Below are 19,171 nucleotides of genomic sequence, written 5' to 3'. Positions count from 1 at the left end.
GACGAGGAAGAGCGGTCAGCCCGCCCCCGCGACGAGCGCGCGGCCGTCCGCCCGCGGATCGCTGGCGGAGTCGAGGCGCCCGTCGCGATGCAGCCGCACGAGCTGCACGTGCCCGGCCTCGTCGATCGGCCCGGAGGCTTCGGCGACCGGAAGCCCGAGCTCCCGTGCCGCCGCGACCGCAGCGGGCACCCCCGGCTCCGCGACCAGCGTCAGCTCCTCGTGCCCGAGGTCCCGCGCCCCGATGACGAAGCGCGGCCGCTCGAGCACGGCACCCGGATCCGCGACGGGATCGAGCAGCTCGCGCACGAGCTGGGCGAGGATCCACGGCTGGGCGCTGCCGCCCTGGCAGCCGAGACCGAGCAGGAGGTCGGCGCTCTCGGCGATCACCGGCAGCAGGGTGTGCGGCGGGCGCAGGCCCGGGCCGACCCGGCCGGGGTGTGCGGGGTCGGTGCTGAAGGCGGAGCCGCGGTTGTGCAGGACGATGCCGGTGCCGGGGTCGAGGATCCCGGAGCCGAAGAGCTGGTAGACGCTCTGGATCAGGGTGACGACGGTGCCGTCGGTGTCGGCCGCGGTGACCGCGACCGTGTCGCCGAGCGCCCGCCCGGCCCGCGGCAGGGAGCCGCGCGAGAGGGAGCGGGGGTCGAGCATCGCGGCGACGTCGATCGCTCCGCCGCGCGGGTCGCCGAGCGCGGACTGCCGCACGAGCGCCGCGTCGCGGACGGCCTCGACGAGCTGCGCGGTGTCTCCGGAGAGCGCCTCGGGCAGGACGCCGAGCAGCACCACGCCCTGGCTCGGCGGCGGGGCGACCCACCAGCGCACGCCGCCCTCGCGGGAAGCGACCGGCTCGACCAGCTCGGCCTCGTGCGCGGCGAAGTCGGCGGGGGTGTGCGCCCCGCCGAGCGCGGCCAGCCGCGCGGCGAGGGAGTCGGCGATCCGGCCGCGGTAGAGCGCTCCGGGGTCCTCGGCCAGCTCGGCCAGCGAGGCGGCGAGCGCGGGCTGCACCAGCGGGTCGCCCTCGCCGAGGAGCCCGCCGTCGCCGTCGCCGAAGACCCCGCGCATGCCCTCGTCGGCGAGCAGCTCGTCGCGGCGCAGGGCGATCGCGCGCCCGAGCCCCGCGGAGATCGGGAAGCCGTCGGCGGCGAGCGTCGCGGCCCGGCGGAGCGGCGTGTCGAGGCCGAGCCGCCCGCCGAGACCGGCGATCGCGCGCCAGCCGGCGACCGCTCCGGGGATCGTGACGGTCTGCGCGCCCTGGCGCGGCATCCGCTCCTCGCGGGAGAGCGCCGCGACGTCGATGCCGGCGGGCGCGGCTCCGGCCGAGAGCACCGCGACGACGTCCTCGCCGGGGCGGCGGACCAGCGCGATCAGGTCGCCGCCGAGTCCGCACTGGTGCGGGTAGACGACGGTGAGCGCGGTGGCCGCGGCGAGCGCGGCGTCGATCGCGTCGCCGCCGTCGGCGATGGCGCGGGCGGCCGCGTCGAGCGCGGCGGGATGCGGCGCCGCGACGGCGACGCGGGCGGGCGGAGGGAAGGAGGTCATGCGGTCACCGTCCGGTCCGGGCTGAGGAATGCGAGGTCGGGGCGGGCGACGCCGTCGACGAGGTCGGCGAGCGCCTCGCCGATCGCGGGGCCGAACTTGAAGCCGTGGCCGGAGCAGGCCGCGGCGACCAGCACCTCGGGCCGCCCGGGCAGCGCGCCGACGACGAAGCGCTTGTCGGGGGTCATCGTGTAGAGGCAGGCGACGGCCTCGCCGCCGGCGGTCTCGATCCCGGGGACGAAGCGCTCGAGGAGCGAGGCGAGGTGCGCGATCTCCGCCTCGGTCGGCGGGGCGACCGGCACGGCCGGGTCCCAGACGGGTCCCGCGTCGACGCCGATCTTGGCGCCGGAGCCGGCCGCCTCGGGCAGGCCGAAGACGAGCCCGTCCGGCAGATCGACGGAGAAGCAGCCGAGCGCCGGCGGCTGCGCGACGCTCTGGCCGGCCGGGACGGTGAGGGTGAGGATCCGCTGCACCTCGAAGAAGCCCGCGGTCTCGGGCAGCAGCCGCGCGACCCAGGCGCCACCGGAGACGACGAGCCGCCGGGCGCGCAGCTCGCCGGCGGAGGTGCGGACGGTGACAACGCCGGGGCTGTCGCCGGTGCCGACGCTCCAGTCGAGCACCTCCTCCTCGAAGCGCAGCTCGGCCCCGGCGGCCGTCGCGGCGGACTGCGCGAAGGCGAGCGCGCGGGCCGCCTCGACGACGCCGGCGTCCGGATCGTGGACGACGCCGTAGTCGGCGGGCGGAGCGAAGGCGGTGTCGGGCACCGGCACCGGCCGGCTGCGCCCGCCCTGCAGCGCCGCCTCGCCGCGGTGCGCGTAGAGGCCGCCGGTCGGGTGCACGAACGGCGCGCCGGCCGCGGCGGACCAGCGGTCCCAGCTGCGGAAGGCGCGGTCGACGAGGTCGTTCCAGACCGGGCTCGGGTAGGCGCGGCGGATCATCCGGGTCGCGCCGTGCGAGGAGCCGCGCACGTGACCGGGGCCGAACTGCTCGATCCCGACGACATCGCGCCCGCGCAGGGCGAGCTCGTAGGCGGTGGCGGAGCCGTGGATCCCGAGGCCGACGACGATCGCGTCGTGCACGGTGTCGTCGGAGACCGTCATGAGCTCACTCCCGCGACCGCCGTCAGCAGCGCCTCGACGTCCGACTCGTCCGTGTACACGTGCGGCGACACCCGGACGACGCTCGCGAGCCCGCGCGCACCGAGGTCCCACTGCGCGTGGGAGGCCGGGACGGCGAGCGAGTCGACGGCCGCCTCGCGCAGCCGCGCCGAGACGGTCCTTCCGGGGACGCCGTCGACGGTGAACGTGACGATCCCGGAGGGCGACACGGGCGGATCCGCCACCGTGACGCCGCCGATCGCGGACAGCTCGGTGCGCAGCCGGGCGCCGAGCGCGACCAGGTGCGCCTCGGTCGCCGCCGTGCCGCGCTCGTGCGCCTCGCGCAGCGCCTCGCCGAGTCCGAGCCGGAGGGCCACCGACGACTCCCAGGTCTCGAGGGCTCGCGCCGTCCCGTCCATCGTCCACTCCTGCTCGCTCGTCCACTGCGAGCCTCGCACGTCGGGCGCCCAGGCCCCGATGCCGTCGAGCAGACCGCGGCGGAGGAAGACCAGCCCGGTCCCGCGCGGCCCGCGGAGGAACTTGCGCCCGGTGGTGACCAGGGCGTCGCAGCCGATCGCGCGGACGTCGATGTCGAGCTGGCCGACCGACTGGGTCGCGTCGAGCACGGTGATCGCGCCGTAGCGGCGGGCCAGCGCGCCGATCGCGGCGACGGGCTCCACGAGTCCGGAGGAGGTGGGGACGTGCACGGCGCTGATCACGGTGCGGCCGCTGGAGGTGGCGAGGGCGCTCTCGAGCGCCTCGACGTCGAGGCCGCCGCTGGAGTCGTTGGGGAGGAGCGTCAGCCGGACGCCGTCGTAGCGCTCGAGCGCGAGCAGCCGCAGCGCCTGGCTGACGTAGCTCGAGCGCGGGGCCAGCACGGTGTCGCCGGGGCCGAGGCGCAGGGCGTCGAAGACGGCGCGGAGCCCGGTGGTCGCGCTGTCGAAGAAGGCGATCTCGTCGGCGTCCGCGCCGAGGAGGGCGGCGGCCGCCGTGTACGCGGCGTCGACCCGGTCCGCGACGTGGTTCGCGGCCTCGTAGCCGCCGATCCGCTGCTCGAGGCGGAGGTGCGCGATGACGGTCTCGAGGACGGAGTCGGTCATCAGGCCCGCGCCGGCCGCATTGAAGTAGTGCCGGCCGGTCGTCCCGGCGGTGCGCGCGCGCTCGGCGGCCACATCGATGGACGTCCGGGCGGGGGCGCCACCGGTGAGGCCGATCGTCATCTGCAGGTCCCTTCTCGCGGTCGCCGTACCGCCGACCCCTGAATGGATCCCATCGTACGCAGGTTGTATCCATTCTGGCTACCGCCGGATACGCTGGCTGTATGAGCCACTCCGCCGATGAGCACTCCCCCGAACGGCGGGCCCGCGAGCTCGGCCTCGCGATCCCCGACTACCTCGACCCTCCCTACGGCGGCCGCTACGGCGGGAGCACCTTGCGGGCGTTCCACCGCACCGGCGACCTGCTCGAGCTCAGCGGCATCACCCCGGAGTCGCGCGACGGCGCCCTGCTGCACCCCGGCGCGGTCGGCGTCGACATCACCCTCGAGCAGGCACGGGAGGCGGCCCGCTACACCGCGGTCAACGCGCTCGGCATGATCCGCGCAGCCCTCGGCTCGCTCGACGAGGTCGTCGCCCTCTCCCGCGGCCTCTGCTTCGTGCTCTGCCCGCCCGGCTTCGAGCGCCTCAACGAGGTCTCGAACGCCGCGAGCGACCTCCTCCTCGACGTCTTCGGCCCCGACGCCGGCCGCATGGGCCGCGCCTCGATCGGCGCCACCGCCCTCTCCCGCAGCGCCTGCTTCGAGCTCTGGCTCAGCCTGGAGTGCCGGCCCCGCTGACGCGGCGGGGTCTCTGCTTGCTGATCGAGTAGCCCGCGGAGCGGGCGTATCGAGATCCACCCGCTGCAGAACTCCGGCAGCCGCACCCCCCGATGGCGGCGGGTCTCGATACGCCCTGCGGGCTACTCGACCAGCATGGGCGGGCCCGCGCCGACACACCCCGCACTCCCTGCACGCCGGAACGCCCCGCACGCCGGCGGGCACACCGACGCACCCAGCGCGCCTCCCATGCTGATCGAGTAGCCCGCGGAGCGCGGCGTATCGAGATCCACCACCGTCAGAACGGCGGCGGCATGTCGACGAAGTGCGGTCGCCGGGGCGGATCCGGCGGCCGCCCCGGCAGCGGGGGCGGCCGGTTGCTGACACGGCGCCCGGTCGGCGTCGTCCACACGATCGTCCCGTCGTCGTCCTTCGTGTACGTCCACCGGTCGCCGTGACGGAGGTGGTGGTGGCTGGTGCAGAGCGAAACGAGGTTCTCGAGGGAGGTCTCGCCGCCGTTGCGCCACTCGAGCGTGTGATCCGCCTCGCTGCGGGCCGCGGTGCGCAGGCAGCCGGCGAAGCGGCAGGTCTGGTCCCGCAGCTGCACGTGCAGGCGCATCCGGGACGGCGGGAGGCGCTGGGTCCGACCGACGGACACGACGGCTCCCGTGTCCCGGTCGGTCAGCACGCGCGTGAAGGAGGCCGCCGTCCGGATCAGCTCCCGCGCGACAGCGGCAGGCACAGGACCGTAGCCGTCGAGCTCCGCGGGCTCGTCGCCGAGATCCACGGCCGTGGACGCCGCGAGCGTGAGCCGCACCTCCGCGCGGACACCGGGAACGAACGTCGGGTCGGGGCGGTCCTCGGCGTCGGGAGTGGTGCCGAAGATGTCGCCATCGCAGAGGAGATCCACGGCGACGTCCGCGCGTAACTGAGAGAGCGTGCGCACATCCCCGGCATCGCGCAGGGTGCGTGCCATCCGGTCGGCGCGGTCGTAGGCACCCATCACGGCAGGCGCGGGGCCGTAGACGCAGAGCGTCGCCATGCCGTCCACGTCAGGCGTCACCCAGACGGCCCGGTCCGCTCGGGCGCGGGCGTGCCGCGCCGCGAGGGACTCCTGATGCAGCTCCTCCCGCCAGCGGCGCAGGGAGCGGCGCAGCTGCGTGAGCGTCATCGACGGCGCCGCCTCCGCGGCGCGCTCGTCGAGGGCGGCACGGGAGGACTCGGGCAGGCTGCCTGCGGTGGCGCAGATCGCCTCCCCTTCCTCCCAGTGCAGGCGCGCCTGCGCGAGCAGGGCGCGGGTGAGAGGCAGGTGCTCGAAGAGGAGCTGCGCGTTCTCGAGACGGCGGGCGATCACCTGCTCCGACAAGCCCTCCGCGACCGCGAGCTCCGCGCGGATGGAGCGCTCAACGAGGTCGCGGGTCTCACCGGGGGTCGCGCCGCGGGCGAACGCGTCCGGGTGGGCGAGGGCGGTGCGGTGGAAGTCGTAGAGGTATCGGGCCTCGGCGAGACGCGGATGGGCGGCGGCGCGGGCGCTCGCGGCGGCGCGATCGCTGAGTGCGCGCAGGTGCGCGAGCACCTCTTCCGTCGATCCGAACTCTGTCATACGAGTATTGAAGCAGGGACCACCGACATCGGGGCGCGGTTCGGAGCGACTAAGGGACAGTGCGGTCGGATCGGAGGTTGTGGAGGAGGCTCGCTCCCGGACGTCCGGTGATGGTGGGTCTCGATACGCCGCCGGAGGCGGCTACTCGACCAGCATGAACGCGCCGCGGAAGGCGGAGATTCGACCTGCATGACGGGCCGCCGAAGGCGGTAGCTCGACCAGCATGCAGGGCCGCCGAAGGCGGTTGCTCGACCAGCATGGAGGGCCTGCGCTGATGCGTCGTGCGGGCGCCGGGCATGCTGATCGAGTAGCCCGCGGAGCGGGCGTATCGAGATCCACCCGAAGCAGAACCTCGGCAGCCGCACGCACGATCGTGGTGGGTCTCGATACGCCCTCCGGGCTACTCGACCAGCATGTGGCGACGCTGCGGGCTGCGCGACAAGCATGCGGCGACGCTGCGAGCCGCTCGGCCGGCATGCGGTGACGCTGCGAGCCGCTCGACCGGCATCTGGCGGCCGCTCGACCAGCAGGCCGCCCGTCCGCGGCGCCGCCCTAAGCTCGAGGGCGTCGGTGGTCGGTGCAGCCCAGCAGGAGGACGAGTCGTGGACGTGGTTCTCGGAGTCGACGTCGGCACGTCTAGCACCAAGGCGATCCTCGTCGGCCTCGACGGCCGGGTGGTCGCCGAGGCGGCCCGCGCGCACGTCGTCGACCGGCCGCGGCAGGGCTGGGTGGAGATGGACTCGGGCGTCTGGTGGTCCGAGTTCCGCAGCCTCGTCGCCGAGCTGACCGCCGCCGCGCCGCACGGGGTCGTCGTCGCGGTCAGCGTCAGCGGCATGGGCCCATGCGTGCTCCTCACCGACGCGGCCGGCGACGAGCTCCGCCCCGCGATCCTCTACGGCGTCGACACCCGCAGCGTCGGGATGCTCGACGAAGTGACCGCGCTGCTCGGCGGCGAGGAGGCGATGCGCGCCCGCACCGGCTCCGGGCTCTCGGCGCAGGCCGCGGGCGTCAAGCTCGCCTGGGTCGCCCGCCACGAGCCGGAGCTCTGGCGCCGCGCCGTCCGCTTCACCATGCCCTCCTCGCGGATCGTCGAGCTGCTCACCGGCGAGTACGTGCTCGACCACCACTCCGCCAGCCAGTGCACGCCGCTCTACGACGTCGCCCGCGAGGAGTGGATCGACGAGTGGGCCGCCCTGCTCGCCCCCGGCCTCGCGCTCCCCCGCCTCGGCTGGCCCGGCGAGACCGCCGGCCGCATCACTCCCGAGGCGGCCGCCGCGACCGGGCTGCCGGCCGGCGTTCCGGTGGTCTTCGGCACCATCGACGCCTGGGCCGAGAGCCTCAGCGCCGGGCGCCGCCGACCGGGCCGGGTGTTCCTCCAGTACGGCACGACCATGTTCCTGGTCGCGCCGATGGCCGCCCCGACCCCGCTCGGCGGGATGTGGACGACGGTCGGCGCCGCCCCGGGCGAGCCGACCGCGGCCGGCGGCATGGCCACCTCGGGCGCCGTGACCGACTGGCTGCGCCGGCTGACCGGCGCCTCCTGGGCCGAGCTGCTCGACGAGGCCGCGCGGTCCGGACCGGGCGCCGGCGGGCTGCTCGTGCTGCCCTACTTCGCGGGCGAGCGCTCGCCGTTCGCCGACTCCGACGCGCGCGGCGTGATCGCCGGGCTCGGCGTCGGCTCCAGCCGCGGCGACCTCTACCGCGCGGTCCTCGAGGCCACGGCCTTCGCCGTCCGGCACCACCTCGAGGTGCTCCGCGAGCACGGCGTCCGGGTCGAGGCGCTGGTCGGCGCGGGCGGCGGGGTCGCCGCCGAGCTCTGGCCGCAGATCGTCAGCGACGTCTGCGGCCTGGAGCAGGTGATCCCCACGGTCTCGGTCGGCGCGGCGTACGGCTCGGCCGTGCTCGCGGCGGGCCTCGTCACCGACGTCGACATCGAGGAGTGGAACCCCGCGGCGACGACCCTCGTGCCCGATCCGGCCGTCGCCGCGCTCTACGACGGGCTGTACGCGGACTTCCGCCGGCTCTACCCCGAGACCCGCGCCACCGTGCACCGCCTGGCGCAGCGGAGCCGGGATCTCGGGGCAGGCGGCTGATCTCTAGGCGTCCACGCCCGCCGGCGCGCTGCCGTCGTACCCGCAGATCGCCGCGACCTTGCCCGCCGACGCGCTCGACGGGTCGAACTCGTAGCCGAGCCACTCCCGCGCCATCCACCGCGCCACCTCGAGCCCGATCACGCGCTGGCCCAGGCAGAGCACCTGCGCGTTGTTCGACAGCACCGACCGCTCCACCGAGTAGGAGTCGTGCGCCGTCACGGCGCGCACCCCCGGCACCTTGTTCGCCGCGATCGCGACGCCCAGGCCCGTGCCGCAGACCAGGATCGCGCGGTCCGCGGACCCGTCGGCGATCATCCGCGCGGCCGTGACCGCGATGTCCGGGTAGTCGATGTGGCTGTCGGCGTCGACGCCGACGTCGGTGACCAGCGAGACGCGGTCGTCCTTCATCAGGTCGGCCTTCAGCGCCTCCTTGTAGTCGTGGCCCGCGTCGTCCGATCCGACGACGACCCGATAGGTGGTGGTCATTCCGCTCCTCCTTCTGTGGTGGCGTGCGCTTCTGTGGCTGCCTCCGCACCGGCGCGCTCCGCGAGGACGTCGCCAACCGCGGTCAGGATCATCCCCATCGACGTCGCGCCCGCGTCCGGTGTGCCCAGGCTCTTCTCGGCCAGGGGTCGCGCGCGGCCGACCTTCGGCCGCAGATCCGCCGTCGCCGCGGCGCGCTCGACGGCGACGCCCGCCGCCTCCCGCCACGCCTCGACCAGCGACGAGCCGCCCGCCACCCGCTCCCGCAGCACGCGGGCGAACGGCAGCAGCGCGTCGAGCATCGTCTTGTCGCCCTCGCTCGCGCGCCCGAGATCCACGATCGACTCCGCGAAGGCGTCGACCCCGGCCACGACGTCCGCCGCCGTGTACTCCTCGCGCCCGTCGGTGAGCGAGGCGCCGATCGCCTCGAGCGCCGCGCCCCAGAGCACCCCGGAGGTGCCGCCGGCCTGCTCCGCCCAGGACTGCCCCGCGCGCGACAGCAGCCAGGCGCCGCCCGCGCGCTCCTCGATCCGGTCGAGGCGCCGCGTCGCCGCGCCGATGCCCTTGAGCATCCCGCGGCCGTGGTCGCCGTCGCCGGCGACCGCGTCGATCCGCCCGAGGGTCTCCTCCTCGCGCTGCAGCAGCTCGTGCATCCGGGCGAGGGCCGCGCGCACGGTCTCGCCGAGCGCGACGGCCGCGTCCGTGGCGGTAGGAGCGGACTCCTCCTCACCCGCCGCCGCGTCCTCGCCCGAGGGCGCCAGCAGCGCCGCGACCGGCGCCGCGACCCGGCGGTAGGCCGGCGTATAGGCGTCGGCGCGCCAGAAGCGCTCGAGCTCGTCGTCGAGCCACTGCAGCGTCAGCGAGACGCCGCCCATGTCGAGGCTGGTGACCAGCTCGCCGACCTCGGGCTCGACCGTCTGAAGCCCGGCCTCCTCGAGCCGGCGCGCGACGTGGCGCCAGAGCAGGAAGAGCTCCTCGTACTTCGTGGTGCCGAGCCCGTTGAGGATCGGGGCGACGCGCGTCGTGCCGCCCTCCGCCCCGGCGCCCTCGGGGAGGTCCGCCAGCAGCCGGTCGACGAGCAGGTCCGCCAGCTCCGCCGCGCGCAGCAGCTCGACGTCCTGGATGCCGGGCTCGCCGTGGATCCCGAGCCCGAGACCCAGGTGACCCTCGGGCACGCTGAACAGCGGCTCCTCGGCACCGGGCATCGTGCAGCCCGAGAACGCGACGCCGAGCGTGCGGGTCGCCGCGTTGCTCGCGTTCCCGACCCGCTCGACCTCGTCGAGCGACAGCCCCTCGGCGGCAGCCGCTCCCATCGCCTTGAACACCGGGAAGTCGCCCGCGATCCCGCGGCGCTTCCCGATCTCCTCCGCCGAGGCGATGTCGTCCGTGACGACGACGATCCGGGTGTCGATCCCCTCCTTGCGCAGCCGCTCGGCCGCGATGCCGAAGTTCATCGTGTCGCCGGCGTAGTTGCCGAAGCTGAACACCACTCCGCGACCCTGATCGGCCGCCTTCGCGACCGAGTAGGCCTGCGCCGCCGAGGGCGAGGTGAAGATGTTGCCCACCACGGCCCCGGTCGCGAGGCCCGGGCCGACCGTGCCGCTGAACGCAGGATAGTGCCCGGAGCCGCCGCCGATGACGACCGCCACCTGCGGCTCCGCGCCGGCGGTGCGGTGCGACACCACTCCGCCCGGCACGCCGCGCAGGCGGTCCGCGTAGAGGGAGAGGAAGCCGGCGAGCTGGTCCTCGGCGAACTCGTCGGGGTCGTCGTAGATCGTCGTCATGCCGGTCAGCTCCGGGCGTCGGCCGCGACGACCGCCTCGGTCAGAGACGGCACGATCGAGACCTTGACCGACCCGCCCTGGCTGTCGGCGACGAGGTCGAGCGCCTCCTGGAACTGCTCGAGCGGGAACTGGTGCGTGCAGATCTCGTCCATCGGCAGGACGCCGCTCTCGAGCAGCTTGATCGCGGCCGGCCAGCAGTTCGGGCCGAGGTGGGCGCCGAGGACGTTGAGCTCCTTGTCGTCGCTGATGATCGACCAGTCGACCGACGCGTTCGAGCCGAAGACGGAGTACTCGACGTAGGTGCCGAGCTTGCGCAGGATGTTGAGGCCCTGCGAGACCGCGGACGGGTGGCCGGTGGCCTCGATGTAGACGTCGGCGCCGTAGCCGCCGGTGAGCTCCTTGACGACGGCGACCGCGTCCTGCTTCGTGATGTTGATGACGAGGTCGGCGCCGGCCTTGGTGGCGAGCGCGAGCTTCTCGTCGCTCATGTCGAGCGCGATGACCATCTTGGGGTTCTTCTGGCGGGTGCCCGCGATCGCGCCGAGGCCGATCGGGCCGGCGCCCGCGATGACCACGACGTCGTCGAACTGGATGCTCCCGCGCTCGACCGCGTGCATGGCGCAGGACAGCGGCTCGCTGAACGCGGCGACCTGCGGGGCGAGGTCGCGGCTGACGGGGTGGGTGAGCGCGCGGGTCGGGACCAGCACGTACTCGGCCATCGCACCGTCGAAGCCCTTGAAGCCGAACATGTCGTGCGGTCCGCACATCCAGTAGGCGCCCATCAGGCAGTAGCGGCACTCCCAGCACGGCACGATCTGCTCGCAGGCGATGCGGTCGCCCAGCGCGACGCCGCGCTTGGCGAGCGCCGCGTCGTCGCCGGCCACGACGGTGCCGACGAACTCGTGGCCCGCGATGCGGTCGCGCTCGGCCCAGGCGGGGCGGTTCTCGTCGCCCCAGAACTTGGCGGCGCCGTGGTAGCACTTCAGGTCGCTCGCGCAGACGCCGACCGCGTCGACGCGCAGCAGCAGCTCGCCGGCGGCGGGGACCGGCACGGGCACGGTCTCGAGGCGGTAGTCCTCCGGGCCGTGCACGACGACGGCGCGCATGGACTCGGGCACGTCGGAGCCGCCGGAGTGCCGCGACTGCGGGGCCGTCTGCGGGGAAGGAGTGGTGATGGTCATGGGGAGCCTCCGAGGGGTTCGCGGGGCCGCTTCGTCGCGGCCTTCCCGAACCTACCCCGTCCAGAACACTTGTCAAGAACGGAATTTCTGTTCTCCGCGGGGCGTGGCCGATCCGCCGCCAATTCCGTCGCAACCCTTGCGGAAATTCTGTGTTGAACATAATTTCTTCTCCGGAGGCGGTTCGCCCACCTCCCGCAGCGACGGTGCCGCCCCCGGGGGACGCCGTCACGAGCACCACCACGACCAGCACTCCCGACCAGCGAACGGACACCGCGATGACGCGTGCACTCCCTCCCACCACGAGCAGGCCCCCGATCGGCGCCTCCCGGAAGCGCCTGATCCTCGCCGCGGTCGTCGTGGTCGTCCTCGCCGCGATGGCGTTCAGCACCAAGGTCGTCGGCGCCGACTCCGACCTGGGCGCCGGACCCGCCGAGTTCTCGGCCGAGTCCTGGGCCGCCGAGAACTTCCCCGTGATCCAGGAGGGCATCGCCGACCGCGCGGTCGACGCCGCCACCCTCGCCACCGCGATCGCCGCCGACAGCGCGGGAGCCGCGACCGAGTACGGCGTCCCCGGCGGCACCGGCCCCGAGTTCGCCACCACCTTCACCGGCACGGTCGGCGCCGGCCAGAACGGCATCTACCCCGTGACCGTCGAGGGCGTCCCCGGCGACGTCCTGATCCGCGTGCAGACCGGCCCCGCGATCAACGGCACCGACCTCCGCGACGCCACCGGCACCGTCGAGTTCGGCCAGTTCACCAACCAGATCGACTACCAGGACGCGGCGAGCGCCCTCAACGAGCAGCTGAAGACCACCGTGCTCGGCGCGGTCGACACCACGGCGCTCGAGGGGAAGACGATCCAGGTCACCGGCGCGTTCCAGCTGATCAACCCGGCCGGCTGGCTCGTCACGCCGTCCGAGCTGGTGGTCCAGTGAGCACCGCCGAGGCCCCGGTCGCCGGCATCGGCGAGGTCGTCCTCGAGGCCGTCGACGTGGTCAAGACCTACGGCGCCACTCGCGCGCTCAAGGGTGTCGGCTTCTCGGTGCACCGCGGCCAGGTCACCACGCTCTTCGGCGAGAACGGCGCCGGCAAGTCGACGCTGATGAAGATCCTGTCCGGGGTCGAGCAGCCCACCTCGGGCGAGATCGTGCTGAACGGCACCGCGGTCGCCTTCGAGGACACCGTCGACGCCCGCGAGCACGGGATCTCGATCATCCACCAGGAGCTGAGCCTCGCCCCGAACCTCTCGGTGCGCGACAACATCTTCCTCGGCCGCGAGATCACCGGCCCGTCCGGCGTCGACTACGCCGAGGAGGCGCGCCAGGCCCGCGCGGTGCTCGAGGAGCTCGGCGAGGACATCGACCCGCTGACCCTCGTCGCCGACCTGCGGCTCGGCCAGCAGCAGCTGATCGAGATCGCCCGCGCCCTCTCCGTCGACGCGCGGATCCTGATCATGGACGAGCCGACCAGCGCGCTCAGCGCCGCCGAGGTCGAGGTGCTCTTCACCGTCATCCACGACCTCACCGCCCGCGGCGTCTCCATCGTCTACATCTCGCACCACCTGGAGGAGGCGCTGGAGATCACCGATCACGCCGTCGTCCTCCGCGACGGCTCGGTCACCGCGACCGCCGTCGCCGCCGACATCGACCTCGCCTGGGTCGTCCGCGCCATGGTCGGCGAGGGCTTCGACCTCGGCTCCCCGCCCACCGGCTACCCGTTCGGCGACGTCGCCCTCTCGGTGCGCGGCGTGAGCGTCGCGGATCCGTCGATCCCCGGCCGCGACGTGGTCGACCGCATCGACCTCGACGTCCGCGAGGGCGAGATCGTCTGCCTCTACGGGCTGATGGGCGCCGGCCGCACCGAGCTGCTCGAGGCGATCGCCGGCCGCACCGCCGTCACCGCCGGCACGATCTCGAAGAGCGGCCGCGACCTGGCCGGGATGTCGATCGCCGAGCGGATCGGCGCGGGCCTCGGCCTCGTCCCCGAGGACCGCCAGCGCGACGGCCTGGTGCAGACCATGACCGTCGGCCGGAACCTCTCGCTCGCGAGCATCGGCTCCTTCGTGAGGGGGCTGTTCCTCTCCCCCCGCCGCGAGGTCGACCTCGTCACCGACTCGATCCGCACGGTGCACGTGAAGACCGCCGGCGGCGAGGCGATGATCGGCTCGCTCTCCGGCGGCAATCAGCAGAAGGTCGTCATCGGCAAGATGCTGGCCACGCAGCCCGACGTGATCCTGCTCGACGAGCCGAGCCGCGGCATCGACATCGGCGCCAAGGCCGAGGTCTTCCGGCTGCTCTCCGAGCGCGCCCGCGACGGCCTGGCCGTCGTCTACACGACCTCCGAGGTCGGCGAGTGCCTCAGCATCGCCCACCGCATCATCGTGCTGAGCCGAGGCCGGATCGCGGCCGAGTTCGGCTCGGACGTCTCCAAAGAAGACATCATGGCCGCCTCCGGTGAGGCCGTGATCTCGTGACCACTACGGAACGGAAGCCCTCAATGACCTCCACCGCGACCGGGCAGCGACGCCCCGCGCTCTTCAAGGACGGTTTCGACCTCGGCCGCCTGCTGCTGCAGGGGCGCGCGTTCTTCGCGCTGATCGCGATCATCGTCGTGTTCTCGATCCTCTCGCCCAACTACTTCACCGTCGGCAACATCCTCACGATGTCCTCGCACGTGGCGGTCTACGCGATCCTCGCGATCGGCATGCTGCTGGTCATCCTCAACGGCGGCATCGACCTCTCGGTCGGCTCGACGCTGGGCTTCTCGGGAGTGATCGCCGGCTTCCTGATGCAGGGCGTGCAGATCGGCGGGAGCACCCTCTACCCCGCGCTCTGGGTCGTCGTCGTGCTCTCCTGCGGGGCCGGCGCGCTGATCGGCCTGATCAACGGGATCCTGGTCGCCCGGTTCAAGGTCGCCCCGTTCGTCGCGACCCTCGGGATGCTCTACGTCGTCCGCGGCGTCGGGCTGCTGATGACCGACGGCCTCACCTACAACGACCTCGCGGGGCAGCCCGAGCTCGGCAACACCGGCTTCGACTGGCTCGGCTTCAACCGGCTGCTCGGCCTGCCGATCGGCGTCGTGATCATGATCGTCGTCGCGATCGTGGTCAGCCTCCTGCTCAACCGCACGGTGTTCGGCCGCTGGCTCTACGCCTCGGGCGGCAACGAGCGCGCCTCGGAGCTCTCCGGCGTGCCGGTGAAGCGGGTCAAGGTCCGCGTCTACGTGCTCTCGGGCCTGTTCGCCTCGATCGCCGGGCTCATCCTCTCCTCCGAGCTCACCAGCGCCAGCCCCACCGCCGGCAGCTCCTACGAGCTCACCGCGATCGCCGCCGTCGTCATCGGCGGCGCGGCCCTCACCGGCGGAGTCGGCACCGTCCGCGGCACGCTGCTCGGTGCGTTCGTCATCGGCTTCCTCTCCGACGGCCTCGTCATCATCGGCGTCTCGTCGTACTGGCAGACCGTCTTCACCGGCGCGGTGATCGTCTTCGCGGTCCTGCTGAACGCGGTGCAGTACCGCGGGAAGCCGCGCAAGGGCGGCGGCTCCGGCCCGCGGCCCGCCTCCGAGGCGGGCGCTCCGGCGCCCGTCCCCCAGACATCGGGCGCCCCGGCCGCCTAGGCCGGCCTCCCGAGAGAAGACCTCGGTCGGCCACCGCCGATCGGACCACAGTGAAAGGAACAGACCAATGAACCGCAAGCTGGCAACGGTGCTCGCCGCGGGCGCGGGGCTCACCCTCGTCCTGTCCGGATGCTCCTCCGACGCGGGGACCGCGGGAGAGGCCGCCGGCACCCCGGGCGCCTCCGAGGGCGGCCTCATCTCGATCATCGTCAACGACCCGGCCAACCCCTACTGGCAGACCGAGGGCGACGTCGCGTCGGCCGAGGCCGAGGCGCTCGGCTACACCGCCAACGTGGGCGCCTCGAAGGGCGACACAAACACCGAGAGCACCCTGATCGACACCGCGATCACCAACAAGTCGGTCGCGATCATCCTCGACCCGGCCAACGCCTCCGGCTCGGTCGGCGCCGTGAAGAAGGCCGACGCGGCGGGCATCCCCGTGATCCTGGTGAACGCCGAGATCAACGAGACCGGCCTCGCGAAGGCGCAGCTCGTCTCCAACAACGCCCAGGGCGCGGCGCTCGGTGCGCAGCAGTGGGTCGCCGACGTCGGCGACACCGCGAACTACGCGGAGCTGTTCGGATCCCCCTCCGACAACAACGCGCAGACCCGCTCCAACGGCTACGCGACCGTCATCTCGCAGTACCCCGGCCTCGTCGAGGTCGCGAACCAGGTCGGCAACTGGGACCGCACGCAGGGCCACGACAAGATGCAGTCGATCCTGCAGGCCAACCCCGACGTCACCGGCGTCATCTCCGGCAACGACGAGATGGCGCTCGGCGCGATCGCGGCGCTGAAGGAGGCCGGCAAGCTCGACCAGGTCAAGGTCGGCGGCTTCGACGGCTCGCCCGACGCGGTCGACGCCATCAAGGCCGGCGAGCTGCAGTACACCGTGCTTCAGCCCGTCGCGACCTTCGCCAAGGAGGCCGTCCAGCAGGCCGACTCCTTCCTCCGCACCGGCGAGACCGGCGCGTCGGAGGAGAAGCAGGCCTTCGACTGCATCCTCATCACGAAGGACAACGTCGACAAGATGACGGCGCCCTTCACCCTCTCCGAGTAGCCCGCCCCGCCCCTCTCCCCTCTCCGCGAGATGCCACTTGTGAGCGCCTTCCACGGCGTGTCGCGCTCACAAGTGGCATCTCGCGGAGGGGGAGGGGACCTGCACGACGCCGAGGAAGAGGGCACAATGACGCACGTGACTCCGCCGCCCAGCGCCCCCCGGCGCGCCGAGACCGTCAGGTTCCCCCTCGACGTCGTCTACCAGGCGGCGCGGATGTACTACCTCGAGGACGCGACGCAGGTCGAGATCGCCGCGCGGCTCGACGTCTCCCGCCCCACGGTCAGCCGCCTCATCGCCGAGGCCCGGCGCCTGGGCCTCGTGCAGATCAGCGTGATCGACCCCTTCGTCGACGAGAACACCGGCCTCGCCGACGCCCTCCGCGAGGCACTGGGCCTGAACGCCGTGCACCTCGCCCCGGTGACGCACGCCTCCACCCTCGGCCGCGACCTCGCCGTCCCGGTCGCCGCCGCCCTCGCGGACATGCAGCTCGGCGTCGGCGACGCCCTGCTGATGTCCCTCGGCCGCACCGTGCACGACCTGGTGAGCTCGCGCCTGCTGCCCCCGCTGCCCGGCGTGACGATCGTCCCCGCCGTCGGCGGCCAGGCCGAGCCGCAGTCCTGGTTCCAGACCAACGAGATCACCCGGATGGCCGCCGCGGCCACCGGCGCCCGCTCCAGCTTCCTCTTCGCGCAGGCCCTGCCCAGCCCCGCGATGCGCTCCGGCCTCGAGGCCGACCCCGAGTTCCTCCAGGTGATGGACCTGTGGAGCAGCGCCAAGGGCGCCCTGCTCGGCATCGGCGCCCCGACCGCCACTCGCCACGAGCTCTCCGCCGGCCTCCCCAGCGATCGGCACCTCTTCGACGAGGCCGCCGGCGACGTCTGCCTCAACTTCTTCCGCGCCGACGGCTCGGCCGTCGAGTTCCCCGGCAGCGAGCGCATGGTCCGCGTCTCCCGCGCCGACCTCGCCGCCCTCCCCCACGCCGTGGGCGTCGCCGTCGGCGTCGACAAGGCCCCGAGCATCCTCGGCGCCGTCCGCGGCTCCCTGATCAACGCCCTCGTGACGGACGCGGTGACGGCCCGCGCGGTCCTCGCGGCGGTCTGACGCCCGGGATCGCACCCGACCCTCCGCCGCACTGACGACGGCGGGTCTCGAGACGCCGCTCCGCCGCTCCTCGACCAGCATGCGGAGTTCGGATCCACTCGCGGAAACCTGCTGACCGAGCAGAGCGCGCGTTCACGTCGCGCGCAGCCCACTGGTCCCGTCGCGGAATCATGCTGAACGAGTAGCGCGCACGACGCGCGTATCGAGATCCACCACCGCACGAACGCGTCGGGCTCGAGACGCCCCTCCGCCGCTACTCGAATGGCAACAGCCTGTCGCGGCGCTCGCACCGGCATCGACCCGCGCCCCTCCGCCCGAGGAGCCGGCCGCTGAATATGCGACCGCCGGCCGCATCGGTCGCCGGCCCAGTGAGTCTTTGTGAGAGACCTTGCCCTCTCTCTGCGGGGCAAGGGCCGAATACCCGCAGTGTTAACGTCAGCCGAACCGTCCCGCTCGTCGCAGTGCGAGGCCCGAAGCCAGGACAGCACCGGGGGCACCATGAGTTCTCCACGATCGTCTCACCGAGTCGGAACAGCAGGAGGGTTTCTGGCTTGCGTCCTGCTCCTGTTCCTTTCGGCTTGCGCCGGCGGAGAAGGCCCATCGGCTCCGAGCGGCGATACTCGATCAATGACGATGGGCGACGCGGACTTCCCGGCTCGCGCAGCCTCGTTCGTCGGGCGTGGGTCCGTGAACCCGGCCTCCCTGACGACGACCGCCGCTGAGGCCGATCACCCGGTGAGCATCGAGCTCCTGCAGCCCATCGCGGGCGACGCATCCTCCTATGCAGCTGCCGGAATCGACCTCGTCACCCTCGAGCTGGGGTGGGACGCCTACCAGCCCATCGCGACCTCGACCAATCGGGACTACGTCGCACGCCGTCTGGCCGAGGCCCGCGGCTACCGGAGTGCAGGCATCGAGGTCGTCCTGGACCTGGGCCTGCAGTACCCACCGGCCTGGGCGTGGAAGCTGCCCGGCAGCACCCGGTTCACGAATCAGTACGGAGAGCAGTGGCGCGGAGACATCGGCAGCGACGCACTCGACGCGGTCTGGAACCCGGCGGTCCGGAAAGCGCAGAGCAGCTACGTCTCGGCGGTCGCCAGGGACTTCGCCGGCGTCGTCGATCGAGTCCGCGTGGGCGGCCTGCTCTCGGGCGAGCTGCGACTTCCGCCGGCACACTCGGCCGCACGCGTCGACAGCCTGTGGGCGTTCAGCCCTGGGGCTCTCGCGGCGGCTCCGGACCCGAGATGGCGACCGGGGTCGGGGACGGCTACTCAGTCGCGCCAGTGGCTCGAGTTCTATCTCTCGTCGGTGAGCGGATACGGCACGTGGCTCACCCGGACAGTCGGCACCGCCTTCCCGCGTGCCCCGATCGACGTCCTGCTCCCGGGATGGGGCGTGCGTCCCGGCGACATCGATCGAGTGGCGAACGCGCGGGTCTCCAGCTCCGCGGTCGCGAGCACCGGCGATGATCTCGCCGGTGGGATCGACTGGCCCCGACAGCTCCGTGCGATCGACAAGCTCGGGCTGAACGTCACTGCCGTCACCACCTGGCTGGATGCGCCGTCCTACGGCACGGCCCCGCGGGACCTCGCGCCGGCCGACTACCTGGCGCCGCTCGTCCGCGAGCTCGGGATGCCGCTGAGCGGGGAGAACACGGGGGGCGGGGGCGACGCTGCAGTCGACCGAGTCGTCTCGCAGGTGAATCGTCTCGATCTCGACCGTGTCACCTGGATGCCGGACAGGGCGGGCGCCCTGCCGCCGCAGACTCTGTTCGCGGCGTTCCCGGACTAGAGCGCATCGGAACAGCG

At 73.2% G+C, this 19,171-nt stretch carries 15 protein-coding genes; 8 read left to right on the top strand and 7 right to left on the bottom strand.

Translation table 11 applies throughout. The features are described from left to right. Positions 1-15: 15 nt before the first annotated feature. Genes HRK28_RS15755 through HRK28_RS19800 form a run of 3 tightly spaced genes read right to left on the bottom strand, consistent with a single transcriptional unit; the run spans position 16 to position 3,850 of the window. Positions 16-1,536, bottom strand: a complete 1,521-nt coding sequence (locus HRK28_RS15755; RefSeq protein WP_173252288.1) for a gamma-glutamyltransferase — start codon at positions 1,534-1,536, stop codon at positions 16-18. Beyond that, positions 1,533-2,633: an FAD-dependent oxidoreductase gene (locus tag HRK28_RS19805; RefSeq protein WP_217274807.1), complete on the bottom strand. Its 1,101-nt coding sequence runs from the start codon at positions 2,631-2,633 to the stop codon at positions 1,533-1,535. Before HRK28_RS19805 ends, HRK28_RS15755 begins: the two co-directional genes overlap by 4 nt. Continuing rightward, complete coding sequence (locus tag HRK28_RS19800) at positions 2,630-3,850, bottom strand: aminotransferase class V-fold PLP-dependent enzyme (protein ID WP_217274806.1); 1,221 nt, start codon at positions 3,848-3,850, stop codon at positions 2,630-2,632. Before HRK28_RS19800 ends, HRK28_RS19805 begins: the two co-directional genes overlap by 4 nt. 101 nt (positions 3,851-3,951) lie before the next feature. Here HRK28_RS19800 and HRK28_RS15745 point away from each other — a divergent pair, with 101 nt between their 5' ends. Further along, positions 3,952-4,464, top strand: a complete 513-nt coding sequence (locus HRK28_RS15745) for a RidA family protein (protein WP_160086429.1) — start codon at positions 3,952-3,954, stop codon at positions 4,462-4,464. Between the two features lie 277 nt (positions 4,465-4,741). Here HRK28_RS15745 and HRK28_RS15740 read toward each other — a convergent pair whose 3' ends face one another. Further along, positions 4,742-6,046: an HNH endonuclease signature motif containing protein gene (locus tag HRK28_RS15740; RefSeq protein ID WP_173252287.1), complete on the bottom strand. Its 1,305-nt coding sequence runs from the start codon at positions 6,044-6,046 to the stop codon at positions 4,742-4,744. Between the two features lie 602 nt (positions 6,047-6,648). Here HRK28_RS15740 and HRK28_RS15735 point away from each other — a divergent pair. Then, positions 6,649-8,139, top strand: coding sequence for an FGGY-family carbohydrate kinase (locus HRK28_RS15735; RefSeq protein WP_367948443.1), 1,491 nt, complete (start codon positions 6,649-6,651; stop codon positions 8,137-8,139). 3 nt (positions 8,140-8,142) lie between these two features. Here HRK28_RS15735 and HRK28_RS15730 read toward each other — a convergent pair whose 3' ends face one another. Genes HRK28_RS15730 through HRK28_RS15720 form a run of 3 tightly spaced genes read right to left on the bottom strand, consistent with a single transcriptional unit; the run spans position 8,143 to position 11,587 of the window. Further along, positions 8,143-8,625, bottom strand: a complete 483-nt coding sequence (locus HRK28_RS15730) for a ribose-5-phosphate isomerase (protein WP_173252285.1) — start codon at positions 8,623-8,625, stop codon at positions 8,143-8,145. Continuing rightward, on the bottom strand, positions 8,622-10,406 hold the full coding sequence (locus tag HRK28_RS15725) for a dihydroxyacetone kinase family protein (protein ID WP_173252284.1): 1,785 nt from the start codon (positions 10,404-10,406) through the stop codon (positions 8,622-8,624). Before HRK28_RS15725 ends, HRK28_RS15730 begins: the two co-directional genes overlap by 4 nt. A 5-nt stretch (positions 10,407-10,411) precedes the next feature. Next, positions 10,412-11,587, bottom strand: coding sequence for a zinc-binding dehydrogenase (locus HRK28_RS15720; RefSeq protein WP_173252283.1), 1,176 nt, complete (start codon positions 11,585-11,587; stop codon positions 10,412-10,414). Positions 11,588-11,862: 275 nt separating this feature from the next. Here HRK28_RS15720 and HRK28_RS15715 point away from each other — a divergent pair, with 275 nt between their 5' ends. The 6 genes from HRK28_RS15715 to HRK28_RS15690 all read left to right on the top strand — a co-directional run bounded on the left by HRK28_RS15715 (position 11,863) and on the right by HRK28_RS15690 (position 19,154). Next, positions 11,863-12,522, top strand: a complete 660-nt coding sequence (locus HRK28_RS15715; protein WP_123705917.1) for a DUF2291 family protein — start codon at positions 11,863-11,865, stop codon at positions 12,520-12,522. Continuing rightward, positions 12,519-14,060, top strand: a complete 1,542-nt coding sequence (locus HRK28_RS15710) for a sugar ABC transporter ATP-binding protein (protein ID WP_173252282.1) — start codon at positions 12,519-12,521, stop codon at positions 14,058-14,060. Before HRK28_RS15715 ends, HRK28_RS15710 begins: the two co-directional genes overlap by 4 nt. Before the next feature lie 23 nt (positions 14,061-14,083). Further along, positions 14,084-15,202, top strand: coding sequence for an ABC transporter permease (locus HRK28_RS15705; RefSeq protein ID WP_173252281.1), 1,119 nt, complete (start codon positions 14,084-14,086; stop codon positions 15,200-15,202). 67 nt (positions 15,203-15,269) lie between these two features. Further along, entirely contained in the window at positions 15,270-16,262 is a 993-nt protein-coding gene (locus HRK28_RS15700; RefSeq protein ID WP_132435498.1) for a D-ribose ABC transporter substrate-binding protein, read from the top strand. Between the two features lie 135 nt (positions 16,263-16,397). Continuing rightward, the gene (locus tag HRK28_RS15695; RefSeq protein ID WP_216845560.1) at positions 16,398-17,363 is read left to right on the top strand and encodes a sugar-binding domain-containing protein; all 966 of its coding nucleotides are present in this window, start codon (positions 16,398-16,400) and stop codon (positions 17,361-17,363) included. 498 nt (positions 17,364-17,861) lie between these two features. Then, complete coding sequence (locus HRK28_RS15690) at positions 17,862-19,154, top strand: hypothetical protein (RefSeq protein ID WP_173252279.1); 1,293 nt, start codon at positions 17,862-17,864, stop codon at positions 19,152-19,154. The last annotated feature ends 17 nt before the right edge of the window (positions 19,155-19,171 follow it).

The sequence above is a fragment of the Rathayibacter sp. VKM Ac-2835 genome (genome assembly GCF_013266705.1).
Classification (GTDB): Bacteria; Actinomycetota; Actinomycetes; order Actinomycetales; family Microbacteriaceae; genus Rathayibacter.
This window is presented reverse-complemented; position numbering and strand designations above follow the sequence as displayed.

Excerpts from the sequence above, each read along its gene's own strand:
- HRK28_RS15720 (WP_173252283.1), bottom strand. The coding sequence starts at position 11,587 with ATGACCATCACCACTCCTTCCCCGCAGACGGCCCCGCAGTCGCGGCAC.
- HRK28_RS15755 (WP_173252288.1), bottom strand. The coding sequence starts at position 1,536 with ATGACCTCCTTCCCTCCGCCCGCCCGCGTCGCCGTCGCGGCGCCGCAT.
- HRK28_RS15730 (WP_173252285.1), bottom strand. The coding sequence starts at position 8,625 with ATGACCACCACCTATCGGGTCGTCGTCGGATCGGACGACGCGGGCCAC.
- HRK28_RS15715 (WP_123705917.1), top strand. The coding sequence starts at position 11,863 with ATGACGCGTGCACTCCCTCCCACCACGAGCAGGCCCCCGATCGGCGCC.
- HRK28_RS19800 (WP_217274806.1), bottom strand. The coding sequence starts at position 3,850 with ATGACGATCGGCCTCACCGGTGGCGCCCCCGCCCGGACGTCCATCGAT.
- HRK28_RS19805 (WP_217274807.1), bottom strand. The coding sequence starts at position 2,633 with ATGACGGTCTCCGACGACACCGTGCACGACGCGATCGTCGTCGGCCTC.
- HRK28_RS15700 (WP_132435498.1), top strand. The coding sequence starts at position 15,270 with ATGAACCGCAAGCTGGCAACGGTGCTCGCCGCGGGCGCGGGGCTCACC.
- HRK28_RS15740 (WP_173252287.1), bottom strand. The coding sequence starts at position 6,046 with ATGACAGAGTTCGGATCGACGGAAGAGGTGCTCGCGCACCTGCGCGCA.
- HRK28_RS15690 (WP_173252279.1), top strand. The coding sequence starts at position 17,862 with ATGAGTTCTCCACGATCGTCTCACCGAGTCGGAACAGCAGGAGGGTTT.
- HRK28_RS15745 (WP_160086429.1), top strand. The coding sequence starts at position 3,952 with ATGAGCCACTCCGCCGATGAGCACTCCCCCGAACGGCGGGCCCGCGAG.
- HRK28_RS15725 (WP_173252284.1), bottom strand. The coding sequence starts at position 10,406 with ATGACGACGATCTACGACGACCCCGACGAGTTCGCCGAGGACCAGCTC.
- HRK28_RS15705 (WP_173252281.1), top strand. The coding sequence starts at position 14,084 with ATGACCTCCACCGCGACCGGGCAGCGACGCCCCGCGCTCTTCAAGGAC.